A 23,941-nucleotide genomic window follows, 5' to 3' on the forward strand; every position below is an offset into this window, starting at 1 on the left:
GTGGCTTTTGACTTTTGTATGGGCGCGGGCCCGCCTGCCTTCTGCATTGTCATACAGCCGTCACCAAATACACCTATCGTGCTTGCTCACTAGGAGTTCACCATGACCGACCGCACCTTACCAAGCCACCATCAAGACATCTTGCGCAGCATCGAACGTGATCTGATTGACAGCTACGATGAAGAGCTGGAGCAAGAAATTGACGATGACCGCCTCCACGATGCCGGCTTGCTACAGGCACTCGGCATCCACAAGGACAGCGTGGACGACAACGATATGAGCCGCAAGACCTATTTTCTGGAACTGCTGCGCTTGCAAGGTGAATTGGTCAAGTTACAAGACTGGGTGCAGCACACCAAAGAAAAAGTCGTGGTGATTTTTGAGGGCCGCGACTCGGCCGGCAAAGGCGGTGTGATCAAGCGCATCACCCAGCGCCTAAACCCCCGCGTATGCAAAGTGGCGGCCTTGCCTGCGCCCAATGACCGCGAGCGCACACAGTGGTATTTCCAGCGCTATGTCTCGCACCTGCCTGCTGGCGGCGAAATCGTCTTGTTTGACCGCAGCTGGTACAACCGCGCAGGCGTTGAGCGCGTGATGGGCTTTTGCAGTGAAGACCAGTATGAGGAATTCTTCCGCTCGGTGCCCGAATTTGAGCGCATGCTGGTGCGCTCAGGCATTCGCTTGATCAAATACTGGTTCTCAATCACTGATGAAGAACAGGAAGCTCGCTTCATGGCCCGCATCCATGACCCACTCAAGCAGTGGAAGCTCAGTCCGATGGATATCGAGTCACGCAGCCGCTGGGAAGACTACACCAAGGCCAAGGAAGTCATGCTTGAGCGCACCCACATTCCCGAGGCACCTTGGTGGATTGTGCAGGCAGTCGATAAGAAGCGCGCCCGCTTGAACTGCATTGCGCATTTGCTGGAGCAGCTGCCCTACGAAGCCATCGCACACCCTGAGGTGGCTTTGCCTGCACGTGTGTTCAACAGCAACTACGCGCGCCACCCTGTGCCAGAGAGTTTGTATGTGCCAGAGCGCTATTAAGCGCTATTGATCGCTACTGAGCGCGGGCCTTGTATTCCACTTGTGCAATGCAACAACGCGCGGCATCACAGGGCGCAAAAGCTCAGAAGTGCATCTCTACGCTTGCACCCAGCGCCCAGGCACGTTCACGGTTGCTCAGCTGTTTGTCTTTAGGCCAAAAATGCCCCAGCGTGACTTTGCCAAACATCCATTCTTTGTAGACAGGTTGCCGCCAAGACGCACGCACGCCGTAATTGGAGACATCGACCTCGCCGGTATTGCCTTGCACCAGAGCCTCAATGCTTGCGGTGCGAATACCAGGAAAGTCCTTGATCAAGCCAACACTGCTTTGCCACTCAAAACCATGGGTGTGCCGCGTAATCGTGCCCACGGTACTCCAGCGGGCAATCAATGAGGATGTCAGCGCGTGCTCATAGTCCACTACCGTGGTCGAGCCAAAGCTGTCTTTGACCGACCAGAACAAGCTTTCCCGAAAATACACAATACCGCGTGGCGAGAGCTGCCAATCCTTGCGGTAGCGAGCCTGTGCATACGGATTCAAGCCACCACGAAAACCGATGCGAAAATCAATACTGTCCTTGAGGTCATAGCCCAAACCAGCAAAGAAAGATTGGTCCTGGCGGCCATTTTCACGCATCAGCATTTGCTCACGCGTGAACGCCGCTGGCTGATCACGCACAATCTCGTCTTTGTTGTCTTGACCCACAAAGGCGTAAGCCCGGTTTTGCAAGTTGGGCAATTTCACCCGCAAACGAAATCGCACATTGGCCTTGGAGCCATCTCGCTGGTCCCACAAACCGTTGACACGGACATAGCCAGAGACTCGGCCATGCCGTTCAAATGGCGCATCACCAAACCAGCTATTGACCTCTCTGGCCAACCAGTATGAACCCTTGAAGGTGTAGTCCCTGGCCGACTCCAGCAGCTCGATCTCGTCCTCTTCGCTTTGCCCTTGAGCCGCTGTGTCCACTGGCGGCATGGTCTGGGTAGTGACCGGTGTGCTCGGTGCTGGGGCAGTTTGCGCATGCGCAGCAGCCATCAAGACAACACAGATACTGACTGCCCACACGCTCTGGTAAGCGCAACGCACAGAAATCCCACCATCACGGCGCGCCACATCGGCAAGAGAGGTGTTGTCAGTCATACATGCTTCTGTTGTCTTCATTCAGGCAGTTATTTGGGTCGCAGCTGCGGTCTATTCTGTCCCCGCTGCACCAGTTGCACCAGTTGCACCAGTTGCACCAGACGGTGGCTCAGTCTCCTGAGCTGCATACAGCGGCGCATCTTCCAGCAACCAATCGCGCAGCAATAACGCCACATCGGCAACACCTTGCTTTTTCAGTGCAGAAAACAAATGCACCTGCCCGCCACCGGCATTCAAGCGTGTGATTTGCAAGGCCCTGGTTTGCTCGGTGCGGTTGAGTTTGTCAGCTTTGGTCAGTAGCACCAGAAAACGCAGACCGGCTTCAACGCGCGGGCGCATCATCTCCAGCAAGGCCTCATCCAGTTCGGTCAAACCCAGGCGGGAGTCACACAGCAGCACAATCGCACTCAGATTGTTGCGGCTCATCAGGTAATTGGCCATCACGCGCTGCCAACGCAGCTTGTCCTGACGAGGCACAGCCGCGTAGCCGTAACCGGGCAAATCGGCCAAAACTGCCTGCGGCGCATCCTTAGGCCCCAAATCGAACAAGTTGATGTGCTGGGTACGCCCTGGCGTTTTGGAGGCAAAAGCCAACTGGCGCTGCTGTGTCAGGGTATTGATACAAGTCGATTTGCCCGCATTGGAGCGCCCGACAAATGCCACTTCAGGCAAATGAATCGCGGGGACCTGATCCAATTGCGCAGCGGTGGTCCGAAAACGGGCAGTGTGCCACCAGCCCAAAGCTTTTTTGGCTTCAAGCGGATCTGGAGAAGAAACTGAAGAAACTGTCATATCCCGCAGTATGCACTGCATTTTGCCTCGCTCAAAGCACAAGCCATTCGCGCCAAGCATGAATCGCACAATGGGCACTGACCAGATGCCTTTTTAGCGCCTGCGTGCACGATCACGCATCGGGCATCGGTACTAACCGCATGCGCCGCGTCCCCGCACTACATAAACTGCTTGATTCAATAGCGGCCACCCCCATCTAAGCCTATGATTGGCAGAATGAGTCGACGGTGCGCAAACCAGCCAGACCTTAGGCAGCCCTTGCTAAGGCGATGAGAGCACTCCAAAAGCAGGTATCGCATGTGGACGCTTGCGCGCACCGATCGAGATGAGCAAGCGTTGGCAGCGTACCCCGGCATGCATTGCCAGAAAGGACAGTTTATGAACCAAACATTCAAAGTCAGCGGCATGACCTGCAGCCATTGCGTCAACGCCGTGCAAACGGCCATTTTGAAGACCGATAACACCGCGGGCATTCAAGTGGATCTGCCTTCCGGTTTGGTCAGTATCAATAGCAAGCTACCGCGCTCTGCTCTGGTGGCCGCGATTGAAGAGGCTGGCTACAAAGTCAGCTCGCCATAAAGGCAGGGACACTGCCGGCATGCAGCCTGGTGCTTTCAAGGCAGCAGGCTGCTTTTCATGCACGCACCAAGCATGGCAGCCCGCCATAAAACGCTTGCAGCCGTGGCTAGCGCCATGCGCAACTTGCGCCAGTAAATCACGTGCAATCACCCGGCACCCACAGGGATCTTTGCAGAGCTGGCCTAGCGCTGCCTGACCATGTGGGTGAACACCCCCAGTGCGAATACCGTATAAAGAATCGCAGGTGTGGCAGCAGCCAGCAAAGGCGGCCAGCCACGAAGATTGCCCACATAACCGAGCACGTTGTTCATCAGCAAATAGCTGATCCCCACCAAAATGCCTACAAACACATAACCCATGATGCCGCCTGAGCGAAAATGCAAATACGCAAAAGGCAGGGCCAAGACCATCATGACCAGACAGCCTAGCGGGTAGAACACCTTCTTCCACAGCTCCAGCTCAAAACGCTGCGAAGATTGGTCATTGGCCTTCAAATGCGTGACGTAGTTGGCCAGTTGCAAGGTCGACATGCCATCGGGTTTGAGAATCGCAGCGTTGATCATTTCAGGGTTGATCGCAGTTTGCCAACGCATCTCTGGCAACTGCGTGACACGCATCGAATCAATCGGTCCAATCAAGCTGCCGTCGGGCTGCATGACAGGCTCGGCACTGGAGACCGGCAACACCTCTTCTGTGGCCTGACTCAAGACCCACTCGCCGGACTCCACCTGCGCGCTGCCAGCCCGTATCTGCCGCTTCAAACGGCCATCGCTGCCATATTCAAAAATACGCACGCCAACGACCTCGCCATCGGTTTGCAGCGCAGCAACACTGACAATGACCGAGCTATCACCTTGTTTTTCACGCAGCCACGCACCCGCTCCACCACCGGCAATGATTTGCCCGCCCATGTGCTGCGCACGCAGCAACTGGGCTGAGCGCTCCGCCCAGGGCGCCACATAATCGCCCATCACAAAGGTCACGATGGTAAAGAATGCGCCAATGGACAGCAAAATACCCAGCGCACGTCCTGGCCCTAAACCCGCAGTTCGCAAGATCGTGAATTGCGATGTCTTGGCATAGCGCGCCATGACAAAGACCGTACCAATCAATGCGCAAATCGGCAGCAGCTCATAAATATGCGATGGCACGGAAAAGGCCAAATGCGTCAGTGCATCGCTTAAACCGTAGCTGTCCGAGCCAGCACGGCTGACAAAGCGGGTCTCGCTGATCAAATCAAAAAACACCAGCAAGGCCAAAAAAGCGGTGGTGGTGAGTGCAACGGCAGCAAGTATTTCCGTTTGCAACATGCGAGTCACTACTTTCATGCGCGTGCCTCCCCACGTTTGGTCCACAAGTCCTTGAAAGACCGTTGCGCATTACGCATCCACAGCCAGGACATGCCCACCGCAAACACGCCGCCATGCAGGATCAACAGCCAGGCGCCGCCGCTGAGCACACCGTTGCCCACCCAACTCTCACCCAGTGAGAGCAAATTGAAATACACGATGAACACCAGCAAGGCGGTGATGATGTGGGTCATGCGGCCCGAGCGCGGATTGCCGCTGGTCAAGGCCAGCGCCAAGACCACATAGTTGATGGCTGCCAACACCAGGCCGATGCGCCAGGCCAGCTCTGAATCATTGGCCGAATCGCTGCGCTGCTCGAACAACTCCAGCGAAGGCATAGTGCGCACCGTCGCTTGCACAGAAGCCACAGGATTACGGCTCAGTAGGGTTTCATAGCGTTCAAACTCCATCACACGGATGACTGGTTTGGCTCCGTAGGTTTGCTGCACGCGCTGACCTGACTCGAGCTGAACCCAGGTTTGTCCATCCTGTTGGATCAGACTGGCCTCCTTCGAGACAGTGACCGAGTTCTCTTCATTCTTGCTGCGTGCAAAAAAGATTTGCTTGGCCTGCTCCAGCGAGCTGCTGTCACGGTCCACAAAGAACACGCTGTCACCGCTGGAGGAGATTTGGAATTCACCGGGCGCAATCCGGTCAATATCGCTGCGTTGCTGGAACTGGTTGCGCAAATCCAGAATTTGCTCTTGCGACCAAGGCCAGCCAAACAAAGCCAAGCCCGCAATCGCCACAATCAAAGGCCAGGCAAAGCGCATCAGAGTCGGCAAAATATGTGCCAGGCCCAAGCCACTGGCAAACCATATCACCATCTCACTGTCTTGGTACATGCGCGCCAAAGTGCCAATAATGGCGACAAACAGGCTCAAACTCAGCACAATGGGCATATAGCCCAAAACGGTATAGGCCATTACCAGCATAATGTCAGATGGACTGACCGAACCTTTGCTGGCTTGGCCCAGCGTACGAATCAGCATCAGTGTGACGACCACCGTCAGCAACACCGTCAAAGTGGCCAGTAAGCTGCGGGATAAATCCTTGCGCAAAGCAGAATCAAACAACATAGGTTTGGATGAATCAATTGTTCTATTTGTAGACCGTATTGACCGAAGGAATGCACATCATGTCAACAACGTTTGAGCTCAAAAGCCTGAATTTGCAATCAGCAGGCCAGGAAAAAGTCGATGTACTCGTGGTACTGCTGGCGGGCACAGCCCCTAGCAAAGACGGCAAACTCCCTAAAGGCGCAGCCAGTGCCGCGGCAACAGGTCTGCAGACCACCATTGAGCAAGCCCTCAGCGCCAAAGACCTTGAGCTGTCTAAAGCCGGAAATCATTTATGGCTCTACAGTGTCGCACAAGTTGCTGCCCGCCGCGTGCTACTCGTTGCTGCAGGCGATGGCAGTGCCAGCGATATTCGCACAGCGCTGGGCAGTGTCAGCACTGCATTGCGACACAGCGACACCCACAAAGCCTGTGTGCTGAGCACGCATGCAGCGCTGGACGATGCCGCCATCCAGGCCTTGGTGCTGGGCCTGGCCGATATCAGCTACCGCTACACCCGCACCAAACCCAGCGAAAAGCCCCTGAGCTTGAGCAAACTGACCGTGGGTGTGCCCAGCAAAGCCGACGCCCAAGCCGTCTTTGAACGCTCACTGGGCATTGCAGCTGGTGTCGCGCTGGCCAAGGAACTGGGTAACTTGCCCGCCAACCATGCGACCCCGAGCCATTTGGCAGAAGTGGCCAAAGGACTGGGCAAGGCCAAAAACATCAGCGTCAAGGTGCATGGCCCCAAAGAGATTGAAAAACTCAAAATGGGCGCCTTCCTGGCCGTGGCCCAGGGCTCGGCGCAGCCTGCGCAATTCATTGAGCTGCACTACCAAGGTACGGCCAAGTCCGAAGCACCGATCGTACTGGTAGGCAAAGGCGTGACGTTTGACACCGGCGGTATTTCAATCAAGCCCGCAGCAGGCATGGACGAGATGAAGTACGACATGTGCGGCGCAGCCAGCGTACTGGGCGTATTCCAAGCCCTGGCCCACTTGCAACCCCATATCAATGTCGTGGGTTTGATCCCTGCCACTGAGAACATGCCAGGCGGCAAGTCCATCAAGCCTGGAGATGTTGTCACCAGCATGAGTGGCCAAACCATTGAGATTCTCAATACCGACGCTGAAGGCCGCCTGATTTTGTGCGATGCCCTGAGCTATGCCGACCGCTTCAAACCCCAAGCCGTGATTGACGTTGCGACGCTGACAGGCGCTTGCGTCATCGCCCTTGGCGGCGTGCGCAGTGGCTTGTTCGCCAGTGATGACAGCCTGGCCAATGCCCTGTTGACTGCTGGTGAGCAGGCCCACGATTTGAGCTGGCGCCTGCCGCTGGACGACGATTACAGCAGCGGCCTGAAAACCAATTTTGCCGACATGGCCAACGTCGCAGGCCGTGAAGCCGGTGCGGTCACAGCAGCGAAATTCCTGCAGAAATTTGTCGGCAGCTGGCCTTGGGCGCATTTGGACATTGCCGGCACCGCCTGGAAAAGTGGTGCAAGCAAAGGCGCAACAGGCCGCCCCGTTGGTTTGCTGACCCAGTTCATTTTGGGCCAGGCCCAGCCTGCTGCAGCGCCTGCGAAAAAAAGCCGCAGTCCTAAAGCCAAGCCAGCCGCCCCAACAGCAGACTAATCTTAGAACGTGTTTACGGTCTTAGAGCTTGTCTATCATCTCCACGCAGTCGCGCAATGCACACGGTGATGCGCCACCAGCGCAGCTACTGACCGTGCTGAACGACAGCGCTCAAGAGGTAACAGGCCTACCTGTAACTGGCAGGCCTGATCACACTTGAGAAACTCTGCAAAACCCGCGTTGCTGCAATGCCTGCGGTGTCAGAATGGGTCGCCAGGCACCTTGTTCACCCAAAGCGGTCGCCATGGACGAACAGGACTTGCGCAGCCGATTGCCTGAGACGGAACTCAAGCCACAGCAAAGAGTTGGGTAAAGCATTCCAAGATTGCACCGAACTGGCACGCCAGAGGTGCTGCAACCCCTAGAATAGGTGATTGATAACCATTTTTACAGCCAGCCTACCACTTCGCCCTGGGCCTGAATTGGCTTGGTGATTTGGCTGCTTTGATTCATTTAAGACCATGCTCAATACGCTATTCAATAAATTATTTGGCCAATCGGCCGCATCCAAACCAGCAGCCCCAGCTGCAGGCCCGCTGCTGACACGCAACGACCCGAACGCCAAATTCCACAGCCGCTTTGGTGGCTTGTGGGTAGACCGCTTGGATGCCGAGCAGGTACTGGCAGAAAAACTCAAAACCGATCCCGATGTGGCTGAGCAAGAAGCGCTGATTCGCTCGTTCATGCAAAACGGCTTTGTGATTTTGCCTGGCGCTGTCAGCCACGAACAAATTGACCGCTACCGCGCCGAATTGCAAGCGCAAATCGACTCCGGCAACAGTCCGATCAAAGTCAGCGTGCCGGTGGTAGGCCCGCAAGACAAGGATGTGATCCCACTGCACGAAGCCGATATTCTCACGCCCCTGTCAAAAATCCTCGATACCTACCAGTACATTGACTCGGCCATCCCGATGATCTTCAACGACAAGGTCACGCGTTTTCTCAGAGCTGTATTTGAAGACGATATCTGGGCATTCCAAGGCCTGCATTTTGAACGGGGCTCGACCCAGGCCGTGCACCAAGACACCGCCTATGTGGTGTCTGAGAACCCCTTGCATGTGTGCGCCTCGTGGCTGGCCCTTGAAGATGTGCAACCAGGCTCGGGCGAGCTGATGTACTACGTCGGCAGCCACCGCAACCCTGACTGGGTCTACAGCGAAAAATACAAGCACTACAACCATGAGCGTGATGCCCATGAACAGCACATGGGCCACTTGGAGTACCTGCATAAAGTTTCACAGGAAAGAGGCTTGCCGCTGGAGCACTTCCTGCCGAAAAAAGGCGATGTACTGATCTGGTCCGCCGATTTGGCCCATGGCGGCAGTCAAATTGTGGACCCTAGCCTGACACGCCGCAGCCTGGTGACGCATTTCTCGCCCGCTTCCAGCGAGCCTTACTATATGCGCTTTAAAAACCCGCAAGAGCGCCAAAAACGCGAAGTTGTGCCTGGCGGCTTTACCAGTACGCTGTATTACCCCAACCGGTAATGCGCCATTGATGGCTGCGTTTGCGCGCCATCCTTGGCCTGGCATGTGCCACAAGCTACGGGGTTTTACAGCAACCAGTCAATGGGCAGCCAGCTCAACAATTGCACTGCCAAGCGTTGCTGCCACGTAGTCATGGGCTCAGTGGTCAGCACCATCTTGGGCTGCTGGGAGAGATCCAGCCATTGCAGCTGCCCCTGGTCTTCAGACAGGCTCAACACCCAGCTGCGCTCTGGAATTTGTTTGAGAAACAGCTGGTTCATGCCCGCTACCAGTTCGGGACTGTCAATCACAAACCCCATTTCGGTATTGAGCATGGCCGAGCGCGGATCGAAATTGAACGAGCCAATAAACAAACGTTCCGCATCAATCGCAAAAGTCTTGGCGTGCAGACTTGAGCCCGAGCTGCCCATAAAGCTGTGCTGTGCTGCAAAACCATTGGCCACCTCCAGGTCGGGCTTGAGCTCAAACAGCTCGATACCAGCCCCCAGCAAGCGCTTGCGGTGGCGTGCGTAACCCGAGTGCACGGGCAACACATCAGTGGCGACCAAGGAGTTCGTCAAAATTCGAATTTCCACGCCTTGCGCAGCCAAATCGACAAAATAATCCACGCCAAGATCCGTTGGCACAAAATAGGGCGACACCAGGTCCATGCTCTTGGTGGGTTGGCCCATCATGCGCATGATGTGGTGGGTGATCAGCTCGGTTTTGGCCGCCTCCCCCAAGCCTTTGGCAGGATCATCGACCACCAGCTTAGTGGCCGCCCAATGCATGGGTAAGCTCTGCGCCAGCATCCGATTCACCACCGAGGCATCGCTGACCACGTCTTTGTATATCGCCGCCTCAGGCGAGCGTTCGACCTTTCTAGCGCGCGCATCCAATTGGCTCAATTGCCGTTTGCTAGGGGGCTTGACTATCAGCGCAACCGGATAAGACGACGCACTGGCCCAGTAAGCATCGAACGAGTCCGAGACGTCCTGCACCACAGGCCCGAGCACCAGCACATCCAAATCCGCAAACAAGACACCATCTGTGGCGCCAAAATACTCATCGCCCACATTGCGCCCACCAATCACGGTGACCGCATTGTCAGCAGTGAAGCTCTTGTTGTGCATGCGCCGATTGGCACGTGAGAAATCCGTCACAAACCCCAGCGGTTTGAACGCACGAAACACAAACGGATTAAAAAAACGAACCTCGATATTGGGATGGGTATCGAGCAAGTACAGCTCATCATCCAACTGCGACACCCCCAGGTCATCGAGCAATAAACGCACCCGCACTCCCCTGTCAGCGGCGTCCTTTAAGGCATCCAACATCAGCTGCCCCGTGATATCTCCGCGCCAAATGTAGTACTGGATGTCCAGCGTCTGTTCGGCTTGTTGGCTCAACTCAATCCGAGCGGCAAAAGCTTCATGCGGGTCTGTCAACAAATACAAGCCGGCCAAACCTGGATGCAGCTGCATACTGTGTGCAACGGCCTGCCCCAACACAGTCTGCTGGCTGTGCGCAGCACTCAATGCGACACTCTGGCTGCGCGACTCCAAGGAAGGCAGCGAGCAGCCCAGCAAACCCCAGGCCAGGAGACACAGCGCCAACCAGCGCATCAGCCTAGAGAAAATCTGCAAAACCCTTGCTGCAGAAAGAAGTGCGGGTTTGCGATGCGCTGCAAGACCTCTTGCGCAGGCCGTAGCCGCCCTTAAGGACGACAAAGTCACACAAGTGGCTCGATCGAGACCGTGCGGCCGCAACAAAACGTTTTGCAAAGCGCTCCTAGGCACCAACAGCTGCTCGCTGCTGCCACGCACAGCCCCCCGATCGCCGCAGGCCTGCATGTGATGCAGCGCCCTGTCAATTCTTAGCATAGTTTGAATGAATCTGATGGCCAGAAATGGCGCCCGCAGCAGCCCTCACTCGAACTTGACGCGCGGATCAACCCACACATAACACAGGTCACTGAGCAACTTGGCAAACAAACCAATCAAGGTAAACAGATAGAGCGTGCCCAGCACCACCGGATAGTCGCGACGAATAATACTCTCATAGCCCAGCAAGCCAAGGCCATCCAGTGTGAACAAGGTTTCAATCAGCAAGGAGCCTGCAAAAAATGCCCCAATGAAAGCAGCAGGAAACCCTGTGACGATGGGAATCAAGGCATTGCGAAACACATGGCCCCAAAGCACTTGGCGCTCGCTGAGGCCCTTGGCTCTGGCGGTCAGCACATATTGCTTGCGGATTTCTTCCAGCACCGCGTTCTTGGTCAACAGCGTAGTCACAGCAAAACTGCCAGCCACCATCGCAGTCACCGGCAGCACGATGTGCCACAAATAATCGAGCACACGCTGCGCCCAGTTCATTTCCTCCCAGCCAGAAGAGGTGAGGCCACGCAGCGGGAACCACTCAAGCTGGCCGCCAAACACCACCAGCAACACCACGCCAAGCACAAAGCCAGGCACGGCGTAACCGACCAACACCAGCAGCGTCGTGACAAAGTCAAACCGGCTGCCTGCCCGCACGGCTTTGGCAATGCCCAAAGGCACGGCAATCAAGTAGCTGATGAAAAAGGTCCATAAACCGAGGCTGATAGAGACGGGCAGTTTTTCTTTAATAAGCTGCCAAACATCCTTGTTGTGCATGAAGCTGCGCCCCAAGTCAAAGCGGGCAAACTGGCCCAGCATTTGAAAGAAACGCTCATCGGCAGGTTTGTCAAAACCATACAACGCCTTGATTTCATCCAGGCGCTTGGCATCCATGCCTTCGCTGCCGCGGTAGCTGATGCCGCCCCCCTCAATCCCACCTGCGCCCGCGCGCGCTTCAGCCAAAAACTGCTCAACCGGCCCGCCTGGCACGAACTGCACGATCACAAAGGTCAACAAGAGCACCCCGAACAGGGTAGGAATCATCAACAGCAAGCGTTTGAGGATGTATCCAAACATGGCCGCACTCCGTAGATCTGCAAAAAAATGGCATCTCGCCAAGCTTAGCGCATTTATTCATGCGGCAGGCATGGTGGCAAGCGCGAGGCGCATCAGGCTTCGAGCTGCATGGCCACCCGCGGCGCCACTGCGCACATCAGCTCGTAACCAACCGTCTGCGCGCATGCCGCCACTTCATCAATCGGCAATACCGTAGCACCATGGGCCGCCGAAGCCTTGCCCCATAAGGTCACCTCGCTGCCCAAGCCCGCTGCGCGGCCTTGCGCCAACAAAGGCGTCAAATCCAGCGCCAGCATGTCCATGCTGACGCGGCCGATTGTGCGGGTGCGTACCCCATCGACCAGGATCGGCGTGCCGGTGTCGCAAATGCGCGGATAGCCATCGGCGTAGCCACAGGCGGCAATGCCAATCGTCATAGGCACGGGCGCCACAAAACGCGAGCCATAGCCAACCGTGTCGCCCACTTGCAGTTGCTGCATACCAATAATGGCGGTGCGCAAGCTCATCGCAGGCTGCAAATCCCAGCCGGCGCTGCTGGTGCTGGGGTAGTCCGGGGAGCTGCCATACAAGGCAATCCCACCGCGCACCCAATCTTGCCGGGCCTGCGCATCGCCGCTGGCAAAGCGCAATGTTGCAGCACTGTTGCAGATGCTGCGCTCTCCCGGCAGACCTTCGACAGCTGCCTGGAATACCGCCAGCTGCCTGGCAATGCCCTGCTCGCCATCCGCATCACTGAAGTGCGTGATCAGCGAGATTTCCTCGACCTGCGGCAGCGCATTGAGTCTGGCCCAAGCCGCGCGATAGCTTTGTGGCTTGAAGCCCAGGCGGTTCATGCCGCTGTTGAGTTTGAGAAACACCCGGTGTGGCGTATGGGTTTTGTGGGCTGCCAACATGTCGATTTGCGCTTCGTTATGCACCACATGCCACAACCCCAGACGTGAACACAATTCCAGATCGCGCAATTCAAACACGCCTTCCAGCAGCAGGATCGGCCCACGCCACCCCAGCTGCCGCACCCGCTCTGCCTCTTGCAAGTCCAGCAGCGCAAAGCCATCGGCGGCTCGAAATGCCTCGAACACATGCTCAATACCATGCCCATAAGCATTGGCTTTGACTACGGCCCAGAGATTGGCATCTTGCGCGCGCGCGCGCACAACCGCCATATTGTGGCGCAGCGCATCAGAATGGATCACAGCATGAATAGGACGGGGCATGGCTGGCACTCGTAGGTAATTAAACGGCTTATTGTCTCACTCCGTAACAGGCTCATGTTATAACGATGTGCTTTGATTTAGCTCCCACACCCAAGCGTCTCATGAAACCCGGCTTCTCCACCATCATGTCTGCCCAGTTTTTCAGCTCACTGGCAGACAACGCCCTGTTCGTGGTTGCGGTGGAGCTGCTGCGCCGCAGTGCCGCGCCGGAATGGCAGAGTGCGGGTTTGGTGCCCATGTTCGCGCTGTTTTATGTGTTGCTTGCCCCCTTTGTGGGCGCCTTTGCCGATGCCTATCCCAAAGGGCGGGTGATGTTTTTGAGCAACTCGATCAAAGTCGTCGGTTGCTTGATGATGCTCTATGGCTCGCACCCTTTGCTGTCCTACGCAATTGTCGGTTTGGGCGCAGCGGCATACTCGCCAGCCAAATACGGCATCCTGACCGAGCTGCTGCCGCCGTCGCTGCTGGTCAAAGCCAATGGCTGGATTGAGGGCTTGACGATCTCCTCAATCATCTTGGGCGTGGTTCTCGGCGGCCTGCTGGTCAGCGATGCGTTCTACGACAACCTGCTCGCCTTGTCCATCCCCGGCCTGCACCACGCACTCCACTCCCCGGTACACGCAGCGCTGGGGGTGATTGTGGTGGTTTACGCTCTGGCGGCCATCATCAATATTTTTATCCCCCGCACCGTGGTGCCGCTGCGTCCAATGTGGAAAGGCACAAACTTAGGCCCACTAGGTTCTTGCAAAGCCTTATTGGATGATTTTGTCACTGCCAACAGCTGCCTGTGGCGAGACAAACTGGGCCAAATCGCCTTGTCCACCACGACCTTGTTCTGGGGCGCCTCTGGCAATTTGCGCTACATCGTTCTGGCCTGGAGCGCCGTGGTACTTGGACTCAATACCACCCAATCCTCGTCCTTATTAGGCGTAGTGGCCATTGGCACAGCTATCGGCGCTGTCATCGCGACTGTTGTTGTGCGCCTCGAACGTGCGGCCTCGGTGCTGTGGGTTGGTGCCTTGATGGGGGCGGTAGTGGTCTTGATGCACTGGGTCAATAGCCTCTTTTGGGCTGTACCAATCTTCGTGGCGGTGGGCTTGCTGGGAGGCTATCTGGTCGTGCCGATGAATGCGCTGCTGCAACACCGCGGTCACACGCTGATGGGCGCAGGCCGCTCGATTGCAGTACAAAACTTCAATGAGCAAGCCTGTATCCTGTTCTTGGGTTTATTGTATGTATGGGCCACCAAACTGGGACTGGGGGCAAAAACCGCCATGTCCGCATTTGGCATCATGGTGTGTTCGATCACCTTGCTGATCATGCTGTGGCACCGCCACAATCTGCGCACCCACGGCGAGGCAATCGCACGCGATTTGGAAGCCATTGAGCAAGACCACCACCGCCAAGACTGACTTCACTGCGCAACCTACTCATGCACGCCACGCCATTATTTGCGCAAGCCATGGTCCTCGCTGCGGGCCGCGGCGAGCGCATGCGCCCGTTGACTGACCACACGCCCAAACCGCTGCTACAAGTGCAAGGCAAAGCCTTGCTGGAGTGGCATTTGCAGGCCTTGGCGCGGGCTGGTTTGTCGCAGGTAGTCATCAACACCGGTTGGTTGGGCGCCCAGATTCCTGCCGCCTTAGGCCATCACTACACGCTGCCTGCCAGTGCAGCCCATGCCGCAGGCGCCTTGACGCTGCAGTATTCACGTGAAGACCTGGATTTTGGCGGCGGCATTGAGACGGCAGGCGGCATCAGCCGGGCGCTGCCGCTGCTGTGCGAGAGCTTCTGGCTGGTCGCAGGCGATGTGTTTGTGCCTGAGTTTGCATTCGACGATGGCGAACGGGCGCGTTTTGCCGCCTCCCATGCGCTGGCCCATTTGTGGCTGGTGCCCAATCCTGCCCACAACCAGGCTGGTGATTTCACGATTCAAGACGGCCTGGCCTATCCGACAGCAGCCAAAAATCCGGCCTGCGCCAACTCGGCCAGTAGCGCAAAGCGCCCTGGGCTCAGCTATACCTACAGCACGATTGCGCTGCTCAAACACAGCTTGTTTGCAGCGCCTTGGTGTGATCTTCCACCTGGCAATCCGACCGGTCTGCCTGCAGCACTTGGCCCCCTGCTGTTCAAAGCCGCGGCCCTTGGCCGGGTCAGCGCCAGCATCTACACAGGCCCCTGGACCGATGTGGGCACCCCCGAACGTTTGGCGGCGCTCAACAGGGTATGAATCCGCGTACAGCCAGGCCATTACTGGCATTTCGTAACTTCTAAAACACCCAAAATGGCTTAAATCGCCCTAAATTCGTCACATTCGATTAGTATTACAGGCATACTTTGACTGCAGTACAGCAGACACCATACGCTTTGCGACGCTTGGCTGCTGCTTAATTCAAATATTTGTTGTCACAATAGACGCCGTCTCCGAAAGAAAAGGCCACTGACCAATGTGGGATCGCATCAAAAAGCTTTGGCAAAAAGAACATTCTGCCCATCAGCCACTTTTGCTCCTGTCCGAGGAAGAGCAATACCAGCAGCTGGAGCAAACCAACGACGCACTGCGCCAAGGCCAATACCAAACCGCCGAACGCTTGGCCCAGCAACTGAGCACCTCCCACATTGAAGACGTGGCCATCAACGGCCAACGTTTTCTGGGCTTGGTGTATTTCCACCAACAGCACTACGCCCAAGCCTGGCCAATCTTCAAAGAGCTGGCATCGCGCACACAAAGCGTCAGCGATTGGTTCAATGTAGTGACTTCAGCCACTTTGGCAGGCAACCTGCAACAAGGCACGAATGCGTTTGAGAACGCCATCAAAGCCCATGAAGAAAGCTTGGACACCCCCGGCTTGAGCGTGGCCTCGATGCATTTGTATTTTGCCTGCGCGCTGCGCGACCAGTCGGCCTATGAGCAGGCGTTTGAGCATGTGCAAATTCTGCGTGCGCTGTATGAAAAATTGCCACAAACCGATGCGCGCCTGCTGGATTTGCGCAACTTCCCCCGCGTCGATGCGGTACTGGATCTGATGGTCGATGTGCTGTCGCAGTCAGGCGATATTCCCGAGGCGCAAGAATGGCTGCTCGAGTTTGGCGGCAAACTCAAAGGCACGCCACCCGAGCTGATTGATGCGGCAATTGCCCGTTTACTCAGCCTCGCACCACCGAAAAAACCTGAAGCAGAGCCAGAACCCAAGCAGCCGCTTAAACCGGCCGCCCCCACAACGCCGCGTGACCGCCAGATCCCGCTGCCTATGGAGCTGCGAGAAGACAAAGACCCGCGCCTAGATTAATGCGTACCCGCGGTCATCACGCACCGCTCACTGCACCCCAAGGCCCTGTTGCAACAGGGCCTTGCCATTGCCAAAGTGCCAACTTGGGCCAGTGCATGGCACACACCAAGTGCACACGGTGCATTGCTCCTGCTTCCCACGTGCCAAACTGCCGGGGCTTGCAGTTGAAGGGCGACGGCCTTGCTAGCGGCCTGACTGCCCTCCGCAATAATGTAATTTTTTGTTGTTTTTGTCAGTTGCGCGTGCTCTTATACGCATTGCCAAGTGCATCCTCCCCAGATTGGGCACAATCAACGCCATCATTGGTAGCCCTTTGTTTCAAAGCCTGTTCATCCTTTCGGACGCCATCGCACAAGGCAACAATGGCGGTTTAAAAGCGCCTGTGTGCCTGTGTGAGTGGCAGCAGGCGCCTTGCACTGCCTCTTACTTATGCCTTGTGCAAGAATGGAAATATCGTAGACAGGCGCTTGGAGCGCCTGGTGCAATGCCTGCGTGTATGTGAACTTTAAGCAAGGAGTTTTTATGCCCCCTTCCTTCACTGACCAATTGCAAGCCAGCCTGGGTGGTTATTTGCCTTTGATGCTGGGCGCCATCGCCATCTTGTTAGTTGGTCTGGTACTGGCCTTGCTGCTCAAGGCCGGAATTCGCAAAGCCCTGCTGGCCATCGGGCTGGACCGGCGCCTGAACCAGCAAACCCTCAGCCCGATCAGCTACACCAACATTGTGGCCAATATTGGTTTTTGGTTCGTACTTTTGCTGACGCTGTTGGCCATGCTAAGCACACTGCGCTTTGAAGCCTTGTACCAGCCATTTGCCAGCCTTGCTTCTGAAATCATGCTGTATCTGCCACGCATTTTGCTCGCAGGGATTCTGGCGCTGACAGCCTGGGTACTGGCGGTGGTGCTCAGGCTGGGCATCAACAAACTCACCGATTCCACGCAGCTCGATGAGAAACTCTCCGAGTCCGCCGGGGTCCAGCCGATTGGTGCCATCCTGGGCGATGTGGTGTTCTGGCTGGTGCTGCTGCTGTTTCTGCCGGCCATCGTCGCAGCCTTGCGCATTGAAGGGCTGGCTGCGCCTTTGACTGACCTGACACAGCGCATCACCGGCAGCCTACCCAATATCTTTGCCGCGGCCGTGATTGGTGTGGCCGGCTGGCTTTTGGCCAAAGTCCTGCATGGCCTGGTCACCAACCTGGCAAGCGCCGCTGGTGCAGACCGCCTGGGCAGCAGCCTGGGCTTGCCTGCTGATGTACGCATCTCGCGCCTCTTGGGCACCCTGACCTTTATTTTTGTCCTGGTGCCAAGCACCATTGCGGCCCTGGATGCGCTGGAGATCTCAGCCATCTCTGACCCCGCAGCGGGCATGCTCGCGCAATTCATGGATGCTGTGCCGAATATTTTCGCGGCCATCCTGATTCTGGCCCTGGCTTGGTATGTCGGAAAATTGGTCAGCAATCTGGTCACGCGTTTGCTGGAGAATCTGGGCTTTGACCATTTGCCTGCCAGACTGGGCCTGCAGTGCCGCTCAGCCGAGCAAGACGACGAAGACAAACCGCTTTATCCCGCGCTGGATACCGACACCACCACCTCAAACACCACGCATGCACCCGCCTACACGCTAAGCCCGTCGGCGTGGCTGGGACGTCTGGCCTGGTTTTTCATCATGCTGTTCGCCTCGATGGAGGCGGCCAACCAGCTCAGTTTCTACAGCGTACGCGACTTGTTGATGGTCTTCATCGATTTTGGCAGCGACGTGTTGCTGGGCAGCGTGATCTTGCTGGTTGGCTATTGGCTGGCAGATGTGGTTGCCAAAGCGATTGTGCGCGCCAATCCCAGCAGTGGCCGCGTGCCAGCCCGCATTGTCCGCATCGCCATCATCGCACTGGTGTTGGCAATGGGTCTGCGGGCCATGGGCATTGCCGATGACATCATCAACCTCGGCTTTGGTTTGGTGCTGGGCGCTGTCGCTGTTGCCGTCGCCTTGGCCTTTGGTCTGGGTGGGCGCGAAGCGGCCAGCAAGCTGACCCAGCACTGGCTGGACAAATACCTGAAAAAGTAATTGCCAGGCCTGCGCCCTGGACGACTGCAGGCGAGCACAGGGCGCTGGCATTAAAGTGCGCCAGCGCGCACAATGGCAGGCATTGGCAGCTTTGGCAGCTTTGGCAGCTTTGGCTGCCTCATTTCACTTTTCGGCCCATACTGTGAAAATCAGGTCTTACTGGCGGCATGCGCGACAACTCACAGGCCGCACCCGTACTGCGCGCAACAACCTGCTGCTGAGCCTGACGCTCAGCTTTGTCGCCGGCGCCACCAACGCTGGCGGTTTCCTGGCGGTGGCGCAATACACCTCGCACATGACTGGCATCGTCGCACACATGGCCGATTCGCTGCTGCTGGGCGCCTATGACCTGGCATTGGCGGCCTTGGGTGGTTTGCTGGCATTTTTATTGGGGGCCACCTGCACGTCGGTGATGGTCAGTTATGCGCGCAGGCACCGCCTAGAGAGTGAATACGCCATGCCGCTGATGCTTGAAGCCATGCTGCTGATTGTGTTTGGCGTCATGGGCGCGCAATTGCACAGCGTGCTCTCGCCCTTGTTTGTGCCTGTCACGGTGCTGTTGCTGTGCTTCATCATGGGGGTGCAAAACGCCGTCGCGACCCAGCTCAGTGGCAGCCCGATTCGCACCACCCACGTGACAGGCACGGTCACTGATTTGGGCGTGGAGCTGGGCAAGATGCTGTATTGGAACCGCTCGCAGTTCAGCGACGGGCGCAGCGCCATCAGGGCCAACCAGCGCCAAATCATCAGCCTGACGGCCCTGCTGCTGTTCTTTTTCATCGGCGGCGTGACCGGTGCCTGGGCGTTTAACCGCATTGGCTTTGGTTTCACGCTGGCCTTGGCCGCCTTGCTGATCGTATTGGCGATTGCGCCCTTAGGCTACGACATCCGCGTAGCTTGGCGCTATTGGCTTGGGCAGCATGGCAAAGCCAAATCCAAACCGCGCCAGTAATAGCGACCAGCGCACCAGCGCCAACCAGAGCCTGGTCTGTTACTGCGCCTGGTCTGGCTGCACTTTGCGCGCCGTCAAATCAAAGCGGAACAAACGGCAATCAATCGGGCCGTTCCACATCGGCACACGGCGCGACTCTTTAAAGCGCAGCTTGCCGGGCAACTTCATATCGGGCGTGAGCAACCACGCAGTCCAGCCTGCGTAGTGGCCTTTCCAGTGCGCGGCCAGCTTTTGGAAAAAAGCCGCACCATCGTCACCATCCGAGAATTCACGCGCCGAAAAGCCCATGTCACGGCGCTGCTGCATATTGCGCCCGCCCTGACCAGCGGCCTCAATCCGTGTGCCATAGGGCGGGTTAAGCAACATGATGCCAGGCACATCGCTGGGCGGCATGCGCTGCAGCGCATCACCGCCACGCAGTTGCACCACCTGCCCAACGCCTGCGCGTTCGGCATTGCGTTTGGCAAAATCGACCATGCGGTGCGCAATATCGCTGCCGAAAACAGCAGCCGTCGGTGTGCGCTGCTGGGCCCTGGCTTCGGCGCACAGCGCTTGCCAGGCTGCGCGCTCAAAGCCCTGCAATTTTTCAAACGCAAAACGCCGCTGCAAGCCCGGCGCAATACCGCAGGCCATTTGCGCAGCTTCCACCACAATCGTGCCGCTGCCGCAGCACGGGTCGTACAAGGGCAGCGTGCCTTTGGGGTCCCAGCCGCTGGCGGCAATCATCGTCGCGGCCAAGGTTTCTTTCAATGGCGCATCGCCTTTGTCTTCACGCCAGCCGCGCTTGAACAAGGGCTCACCGCTGGTGTCGAGCGAGATAAAAGCTTGCTCGGCATCCAAATGCAGGTGAATGCGCACATCGGGGTGGTGCGTATCGATGCTGGGGCGGCTGCCGTTGAGGTTGCGAAAGCGATCAACTACGGCGTCTTTGAGGCGCAAGGCAACAAAGTTCAGGCTTTTGAGCGGGCTATTGTGCGCTGTGACATCAACCTTGATGGTTTTGTTCACACCAAACCATTGCTCCCAGGCGATGCCAGAGGCCAGCGCATAGACATCGTCTTCGCTTCGGTAGAAATCTTGCCGCAGCGCGATCAGTACGCGCTGGGCCATGCGGCTGTGCAGATTCAGGCGCATCACCGCCTCCATCAGGGCATGCCTGGCCACTTGCACGCGCACGCCACCGCGTTGGACCTCAATGTCCAAATCAGGCGCTGCCAGAATGCTGCGCACCTCGTCGCCCAGCAGCGCTTCGGTCTGCGCCGCACACGGCAAAAACAAGGCCAAGCCAGCTAACTCTCGGCTCACAGCAGGGGATGGTGGCATTGATAAACTCACAAACTCTTTCTTAAATTCGCCGGCGCAATGCGCATGGCTTCACGGTATTTGGCAACGGTGCGTCTGGCGCACTCGATGCCTTGCTCTTTCAACAGGTCAGACAGCTTGCTGTCTGACAGCGGCTTGAGCGGATTCTCAGCGGCAATCAATTGCTTGATCAAGGCCCGCACTGCGGTACTCGAGGTGCTGGTGCCAGAGTCGGTCTCCAGCCCTGAGCCAAAAAAATACTTCAGCTCAAACGTACCATGGGGCGTGTCCATGTATTTGGCCGTAGTCACACGCGAAATGGTCGACTCGTGCATGCCAAGCTCGTCAGCAATTTCACGCAGCACCAAGGGGCGCATGGCCATCTCACCACGAATGAAGAAGTCTTTTTGACGCTCCACAATGGTTTCCGAGACACGCAAGATGGTATCGAAGCGCTGCTGGATATTCTTGATGAACCAGCGTGCCTCTTGCAAGCGCTGTTGCAATTCTTGGCCACCGTTGCTTTTGCGCATCGCGCTGGCATACACATCATGCACACGCAAACGCGGCATCACATCGGGATTGAGACGGGTGGTGAACTCGCGGTTGTTGGCGCTGCGCTTGAGCGGGCGCACGATCACATCGGGCACGATGATGTTGCGATCCACATCGGCAAAGCGCCTGCCCGGCTTAGGCTCCAGACGGGCGATCAGGATCAGCACCGCACGGATTTGATCCGCACTGGCCTGGGTCACTGCACACAATTGCTTGACGTCGCGCCTGGCCAGTAGCTCCAGCGGCTGCGCGCAGACCTGCATCGCCAAGTCCAGCTGGGCCATGTCACCACTGTAGTCCTCCGAGCGCTGCAAGGCGCGCAATTGCAGTTGCAGGCATTGCGCCAAATCACGCGCGCCTACGCCCGCCGGCTCCATCGTGTGCAGCAGGTTCAGTGCCATTTGGAAATGGTGCAACAACTCATCAACCTCTGCCAGACTGCGCGCCAATGGCAGAGCCAAATCTTCTAGAGAGTCTTCTAGGTACCCATCTTCGTTGAGCGACTCGATCAAAAAGTGCAGCGCCGAGCGCTCAACTGGCGAAAGAAAAAACTCGCCCGCTTGCGTATGCAGATGGTCGGCCAAGGAAATATGGGCGCTGTTGATATCGGCCGCATCGACCTCTTCCTCGCTGTGGCCGCTGCCGCGCGCTGGCGCATCACCGCCCCACTCGCCATCATTGGGCGAGAGATCGGCTGAGCCATCGCCCTCCCAGTCACTGGGTCCGGCATCGAACTCGGCGGCATCGCCCACATCACTGGCGCTATCGCCATCGCCGCGCTCATCGCTGCTGGCGCTTTGCGCTTCACGCTCTGAGACCCGGTCGCCTGTGGAGATTGGGGCATCGGCACGCTCGAGCCCGAAGCTTTCGGCTTCGGCACTCTCGTCTTGCACTTCCAGGAACGGGTTTTCGTCGAGCATTTGCTCGACCTCTTGCTGCATCTCCAACGTGGAGAGTTGCAGCAGCCGAATCGACTGCTGCAATTGCGGCGTCAAGGCCAGGTTCTGCGAAGTTCGCAGCGACACGCCAAGTTTGATGCCCGCTGCCATTACATGCGAAAGTTTTCACCCAAATATACGCGGCGCACATCTGGGTTTTCAATGATCTCTTGGGCAGAACCATGCGCCAAGACCGAGCCTTCGCTGATGATGAACGCGCGATCACAAATACCCAGCGTTTCACGCACGTTGTGGTCGGTAATCAAGACGCCAATGCCACGGTCTTTCAAAAATGCAATACTGCGCTGAATCTCCATCACCGCAATCGGATCGACCCCGGCAAACGGCTCATCGAGCAGGATAAAACGGGGCTTGGTCGCCAATGCCCTGGCAATTTCCACCCGCCTGCGCTCACCGCCAGACAGGGCCAAGGCTGGTGAGTTGCGCAAATGGTCAACACGCAGCTCTTCCAGCAACTGCTCGGTGCGGATGCCAATTTCCTTGCGTTGCAGCGGCTTGCCCTGTTCGTCGATCTGCAGCTCCAGCACGGCACGTACATTCTCCTCCACCGTCAGGCGGCGAAAGATCGAGGCCTCTTGCGGCAAATAGGACAAACCCAAGCGTGAGCGCTTGTGAATCGGCATGTCGGCAATTGATTGTCCATCGATAAAAATACCACCGCCATCGCTGCGCACCAAGCCCACGATCATATAAAAGGACGTGGTTTTACCTGCGCCATTAGGCCCGAGCAACCCCACCACTTCGCCTTTGTGGATGTCCAACGAGACATCTTTGACGACCGTGCGTCCTCCATAGGTTTTCTTCAGGTGTTTGGCTTGCAAACTGGAGGCCTGTTCACGCTGCGCCGCACCTGCGGGAGAGTCGAACAAATTGGACATACTGCTTTTCCCCATCGCGTCGCTGGCTGTTTACTGACTCAACGATGAGCTAGGCTTGAGTTCCACCGCGCCTGCACCACTGGCAGGCGCTGCAGGGCTGGGCGTATTTTTATTGGTCGTACTGGCACCAATGACTGCGCGCACACGGCCTGAGCCCCCCGCGGAGTCTGTATTGCGAGCCGCCCCATCGACAGTGAACATGCCCGTATTGCTGAAATACAGAATCTCGGCGCCATTGATTTCATCATTGAACTGGCCATTGACCAAACGGCGCAGCTGCGCCTGACCTAGCAAGCGCACGGTGTTGGCCTTGGTGTCATGCTCAATGCGCTGGGCTTGCGCCTCCATGATTTCCACCGGCGCACCTTTGGGCGTGTCTTTTTGCTGGCTGAAAAACGCCCGTTTGCCCTCATTGGCAAGGGCCACGCCAAACTGGCTGCCGTCGGGACGCTGCTCGACAGTGAGGGTGTCACCACGCAAAATGATCGTGCCCTTGGTCACAACCACCGAGCCCGAAAACTCGGTGACTTGCTTCACATCGTCATGGCGCATCGCGTTGGCCTCGATGTTCATCGGCTGGTCACGATCACTCTCGAGGGCATAAGCGCTGCTGAAAGTGGCAGCAGCGGCGCATAAAGCTATGAGGGAAAATAAATTACGCATAACGGCATGATTCTTGCTGTCGACAATATCCCATTCTATTATGG

Annotated in this window: 20 protein-coding genes; 9 read left to right on the forward strand and 11 right to left on the reverse strand. The window is 57.1% G+C overall.

Going from position 1 to position 23,941, the window contains the following annotated elements; genetic code table 11:
- Positions 1-102 precede the first annotated feature (102 nt).
- Positions 103-1,047, forward strand: coding sequence for a polyphosphate kinase 2 (gene ppk2 / locus E8K88_RS13235; protein ID WP_136407156.1), 945 nt, complete (start codon positions 103-105; stop codon positions 1,045-1,047).
- An 82-nt stretch (positions 1,048-1,129) separates the two neighbouring features.
- On the opposite strand, the gene E8K88_RS13240 is transcribed toward ppk2, so the two are convergent.
- Both E8K88_RS13240 and yihA read right to left on the reverse strand, forming a co-directional pair.
- Positions 1,130-2,191, reverse strand: a complete 1,062-nt coding sequence (locus E8K88_RS13240; protein ID WP_136407157.1) for a hypothetical protein — start codon at positions 2,189-2,191, stop codon at positions 1,130-1,132.
- Between the two features lie 51 nt (positions 2,192-2,242).
- On the reverse strand, positions 2,243-2,983 hold the full coding sequence (yihA, locus tag E8K88_RS13245) for a ribosome biogenesis GTP-binding protein YihA/YsxC (RefSeq protein ID WP_136407158.1): 741 nt from the start codon (positions 2,981-2,983) through the stop codon (positions 2,243-2,245).
- Positions 2,984-3,361: 378 nt separating this feature from the next.
- Between yihA and E8K88_RS13250 the strand changes: the two genes are divergently transcribed.
- Entirely contained in the window at positions 3,362-3,562 is a 201-nt protein-coding gene (locus tag E8K88_RS13250; RefSeq protein WP_136407159.1) for a heavy-metal-associated domain-containing protein, read from the forward strand.
- A 182-nt stretch (positions 3,563-3,744) separates the two neighbouring features.
- On the opposite strand, the gene lptG is transcribed toward E8K88_RS13250, so the two are convergent.
- Both lptG and lptF read right to left on the reverse strand, forming a co-directional pair.
- The gene (gene lptG, locus E8K88_RS13255; protein ID WP_136407160.1) at positions 3,745-4,890 is read right to left on the reverse strand and encodes an LPS export ABC transporter permease LptG; all 1,146 of its coding nucleotides are present in this window, start codon (positions 4,888-4,890) and stop codon (positions 3,745-3,747) included.
- Complete coding sequence (lptF, locus tag E8K88_RS13260) at positions 4,887-5,990, reverse strand: LPS export ABC transporter permease LptF (protein ID WP_136407161.1); 1,104 nt, start codon at positions 5,988-5,990, stop codon at positions 4,887-4,889. Before lptF ends, lptG begins: the two co-directional genes overlap by 4 nt.
- A gap of 59 nt (positions 5,991-6,049) precedes the next feature.
- On the opposite strand from lptF, the gene E8K88_RS13265 reads away from it, so the two are divergent.
- Both E8K88_RS13265 and E8K88_RS13270 read left to right on the forward strand, forming a co-directional pair.
- Positions 6,050-7,603: a leucyl aminopeptidase gene (locus E8K88_RS13265; RefSeq protein WP_136407162.1), complete on the forward strand. Its 1,554-nt coding sequence runs from the start codon at positions 6,050-6,052 to the stop codon at positions 7,601-7,603.
- 461 nt (positions 7,604-8,064) lie between these two features.
- Positions 8,065-9,090 (forward strand): phytanoyl-CoA dioxygenase family protein, encoded by a 1,026-nt coding sequence (locus tag E8K88_RS13270; RefSeq protein ID WP_136407163.1) that lies wholly within the window; start codon positions 8,065-8,067, stop codon positions 9,088-9,090.
- Positions 9,091-9,155: 65 nt separating this feature from the next.
- Here E8K88_RS13270 and E8K88_RS13275 read toward each other — a convergent pair whose 3' ends face one another.
- The 3 genes from E8K88_RS13275 to alr form a co-directional block, all read right to left on the reverse strand.
- A complete protein-coding gene (locus E8K88_RS13275; RefSeq protein ID WP_136407207.1) occupies positions 9,156-10,694 on the reverse strand; it encodes a phospholipase D family protein in 1,539 nt (512 codons plus the stop codon).
- A 303-nt stretch (positions 10,695-10,997) separates the two neighbouring features.
- Positions 10,998-12,023 (reverse strand): microcin C ABC transporter permease YejB, encoded by a 1,026-nt coding sequence (locus E8K88_RS13280; RefSeq protein WP_136407164.1) that lies wholly within the window; start codon positions 12,021-12,023, stop codon positions 10,998-11,000.
- Positions 12,024-12,115: 92 nt separating this feature from the next.
- A complete protein-coding gene (alr, locus tag E8K88_RS13285) occupies positions 12,116-13,237 on the reverse strand; it encodes an alanine racemase (protein ID WP_136407165.1) in 1,122 nt (373 codons plus the stop codon).
- Positions 13,238-13,338: 101 nt separating this feature from the next.
- Here alr and lplT point away from each other — a divergent pair, with 101 nt between their 5' ends.
- From lplT to E8K88_RS13310, 5 genes are all read left to right on the forward strand, one after another.
- On the forward strand, positions 13,339-14,649 hold the full coding sequence (lplT, locus tag E8K88_RS13290; protein WP_136407166.1) for a lysophospholipid transporter LplT: 1,311 nt from the start codon (positions 13,339-13,341) through the stop codon (positions 14,647-14,649).
- A 50-nt stretch (positions 14,650-14,699) separates the two neighbouring features.
- Complete coding sequence (locus E8K88_RS13295; protein WP_136407167.1) at positions 14,700-15,467, forward strand: nucleotidyltransferase family protein; 768 nt, start codon at positions 14,700-14,702, stop codon at positions 15,465-15,467.
- 274 nt (positions 15,468-15,741) lie between these two features.
- Positions 15,742-16,527, forward strand: a complete 786-nt coding sequence (locus E8K88_RS13300; protein WP_136407168.1) for a tetratricopeptide repeat protein — start codon at positions 15,742-15,744, stop codon at positions 16,525-16,527.
- Positions 16,528-17,049: 522 nt separating this feature from the next.
- On the forward strand, positions 17,050-18,588 hold the full coding sequence (locus E8K88_RS13305; RefSeq protein WP_136407169.1) for a mechanosensitive ion channel: 1,539 nt from the start codon (positions 17,050-17,052) through the stop codon (positions 18,586-18,588).
- A gap of 142 nt (positions 18,589-18,730) precedes the next feature.
- Positions 18,731-19,540 carry a YoaK family protein gene (locus E8K88_RS13310; RefSeq protein ID WP_240754530.1) on the forward strand — a complete coding sequence of 270 codons (810 nt, stop codon included), beginning with the start codon at positions 18,731-18,733 and terminating at the stop codon, positions 19,538-19,540.
- Between the two features lie 39 nt (positions 19,541-19,579).
- On the opposite strand, the gene E8K88_RS13315 is transcribed toward E8K88_RS13310, so the two are convergent.
- Genes E8K88_RS13315 through lptA form a run of 4 tightly spaced genes read right to left on the reverse strand, consistent with a single transcriptional unit; the run spans position 19,580 to position 23,897 of the window.
- Complete coding sequence (locus tag E8K88_RS13315) at positions 19,580-20,863, reverse strand: THUMP domain-containing class I SAM-dependent RNA methyltransferase (RefSeq protein ID WP_136407170.1); 1,284 nt, start codon at positions 20,861-20,863, stop codon at positions 19,580-19,582.
- An 8-nt stretch (positions 20,864-20,871) separates the two neighbouring features.
- Positions 20,872-22,434 carry an RNA polymerase factor sigma-54 gene (locus tag E8K88_RS13320; protein ID WP_136407209.1) on the reverse strand — a complete coding sequence of 521 codons (1,563 nt, stop codon included), beginning with the start codon at positions 22,432-22,434 and terminating at the stop codon, positions 20,872-20,874.
- Between the two features lie 11 nt (positions 22,435-22,445).
- Complete coding sequence (gene lptB / locus E8K88_RS13325) at positions 22,446-23,234, reverse strand: LPS export ABC transporter ATP-binding protein (protein ID WP_136407171.1); 789 nt, start codon at positions 23,232-23,234, stop codon at positions 22,446-22,448.
- Between the two features lie 30 nt (positions 23,235-23,264).
- Positions 23,265-23,897: a lipopolysaccharide transport periplasmic protein LptA gene (gene lptA, locus E8K88_RS13330; RefSeq protein WP_136407172.1), complete on the reverse strand. Its 633-nt coding sequence runs from the start codon at positions 23,895-23,897 to the stop codon at positions 23,265-23,267.
- Positions 23,898-23,941 lie beyond the last annotated feature (44 nt).

It is taken from the genome of Lampropedia aestuarii (assembly GCF_004803635.1).
GTDB lineage: Bacteria > Pseudomonadota > Gammaproteobacteria > Burkholderiales > Burkholderiaceae_C > Lampropedia > Lampropedia aestuarii.

Bases quoted from the DNA above. Each gene is read 5' to 3' on its own strand.
- lptG (WP_136407160.1), bottom strand. From the start codon at position 4,890: ATGAAAGTAGTGACTCGCATGTTGCAAACGGAAATACTTGCTGCCGTT.
- E8K88_RS13240 (WP_136407157.1), bottom strand. From the start codon at position 2,191: ATGACTGACAACACCTCTCTTGCCGATGTGGCGCGCCGTGATGGTGGG.
- E8K88_RS13275 (WP_136407207.1), bottom strand. From the start codon at position 10,694: ATGCGCTGGTTGGCGCTGTGTCTCCTGGCCTGGGGTTTGCTGGGCTGC.
- lptA (WP_136407172.1), bottom strand. From the start codon at position 23,897: ATGCGTAATTTATTTTCCCTCATAGCTTTATGCGCCGCTGCTGCCACT.
- lptB (WP_136407171.1), bottom strand. From the start codon at position 23,234: ATGTCCAATTTGTTCGACTCTCCCGCAGGTGCGGCGCAGCGTGAACAG.
- lplT (WP_136407166.1), top strand. From the start codon at position 13,339: ATGAAACCCGGCTTCTCCACCATCATGTCTGCCCAGTTTTTCAGCTCA.
- E8K88_RS13280 (WP_136407164.1), bottom strand. From the start codon at position 12,023: ATGTTTGGATACATCCTCAAACGCTTGCTGTTGATGATTCCTACCCTG.
- E8K88_RS13270 (WP_136407163.1), top strand. From the start codon at position 8,065: ATGCTCAATACGCTATTCAATAAATTATTTGGCCAATCGGCCGCATCC.
- yihA (WP_136407158.1), bottom strand. From the start codon at position 2,983: ATGACAGTTTCTTCAGTTTCTTCTCCAGATCCGCTTGAAGCCAAAAAA.
- lptF (WP_136407161.1), bottom strand. From the start codon at position 5,990: ATGTTGTTTGATTCTGCTTTGCGCAAGGATTTATCCCGCAGCTTACTG.
- E8K88_RS13265 (WP_136407162.1), top strand. From the start codon at position 6,050: ATGTCAACAACGTTTGAGCTCAAAAGCCTGAATTTGCAATCAGCAGGC.
- E8K88_RS13250 (WP_136407159.1), top strand. From the start codon at position 3,362: ATGAACCAAACATTCAAAGTCAGCGGCATGACCTGCAGCCATTGCGTC.
- ppk2 (WP_136407156.1), top strand. From the start codon at position 103: ATGACCGACCGCACCTTACCAAGCCACCATCAAGACATCTTGCGCAGC.
- alr (WP_136407165.1), bottom strand. From the start codon at position 13,237: ATGCCCCGTCCTATTCATGCTGTGATCCATTCTGATGCGCTGCGCCAC.
- E8K88_RS13315 (WP_136407170.1), bottom strand. From the start codon at position 20,863: ATGCCACCATCCCCTGCTGTGAGCCGAGAGTTAGCTGGCTTGGCCTTG.
- E8K88_RS13305 (WP_136407169.1), top strand. From the start codon at position 17,050: ATGCCCCCTTCCTTCACTGACCAATTGCAAGCCAGCCTGGGTGGTTAT.
- E8K88_RS13295 (WP_136407167.1), top strand. From the start codon at position 14,700: ATGGTCCTCGCTGCGGGCCGCGGCGAGCGCATGCGCCCGTTGACTGAC.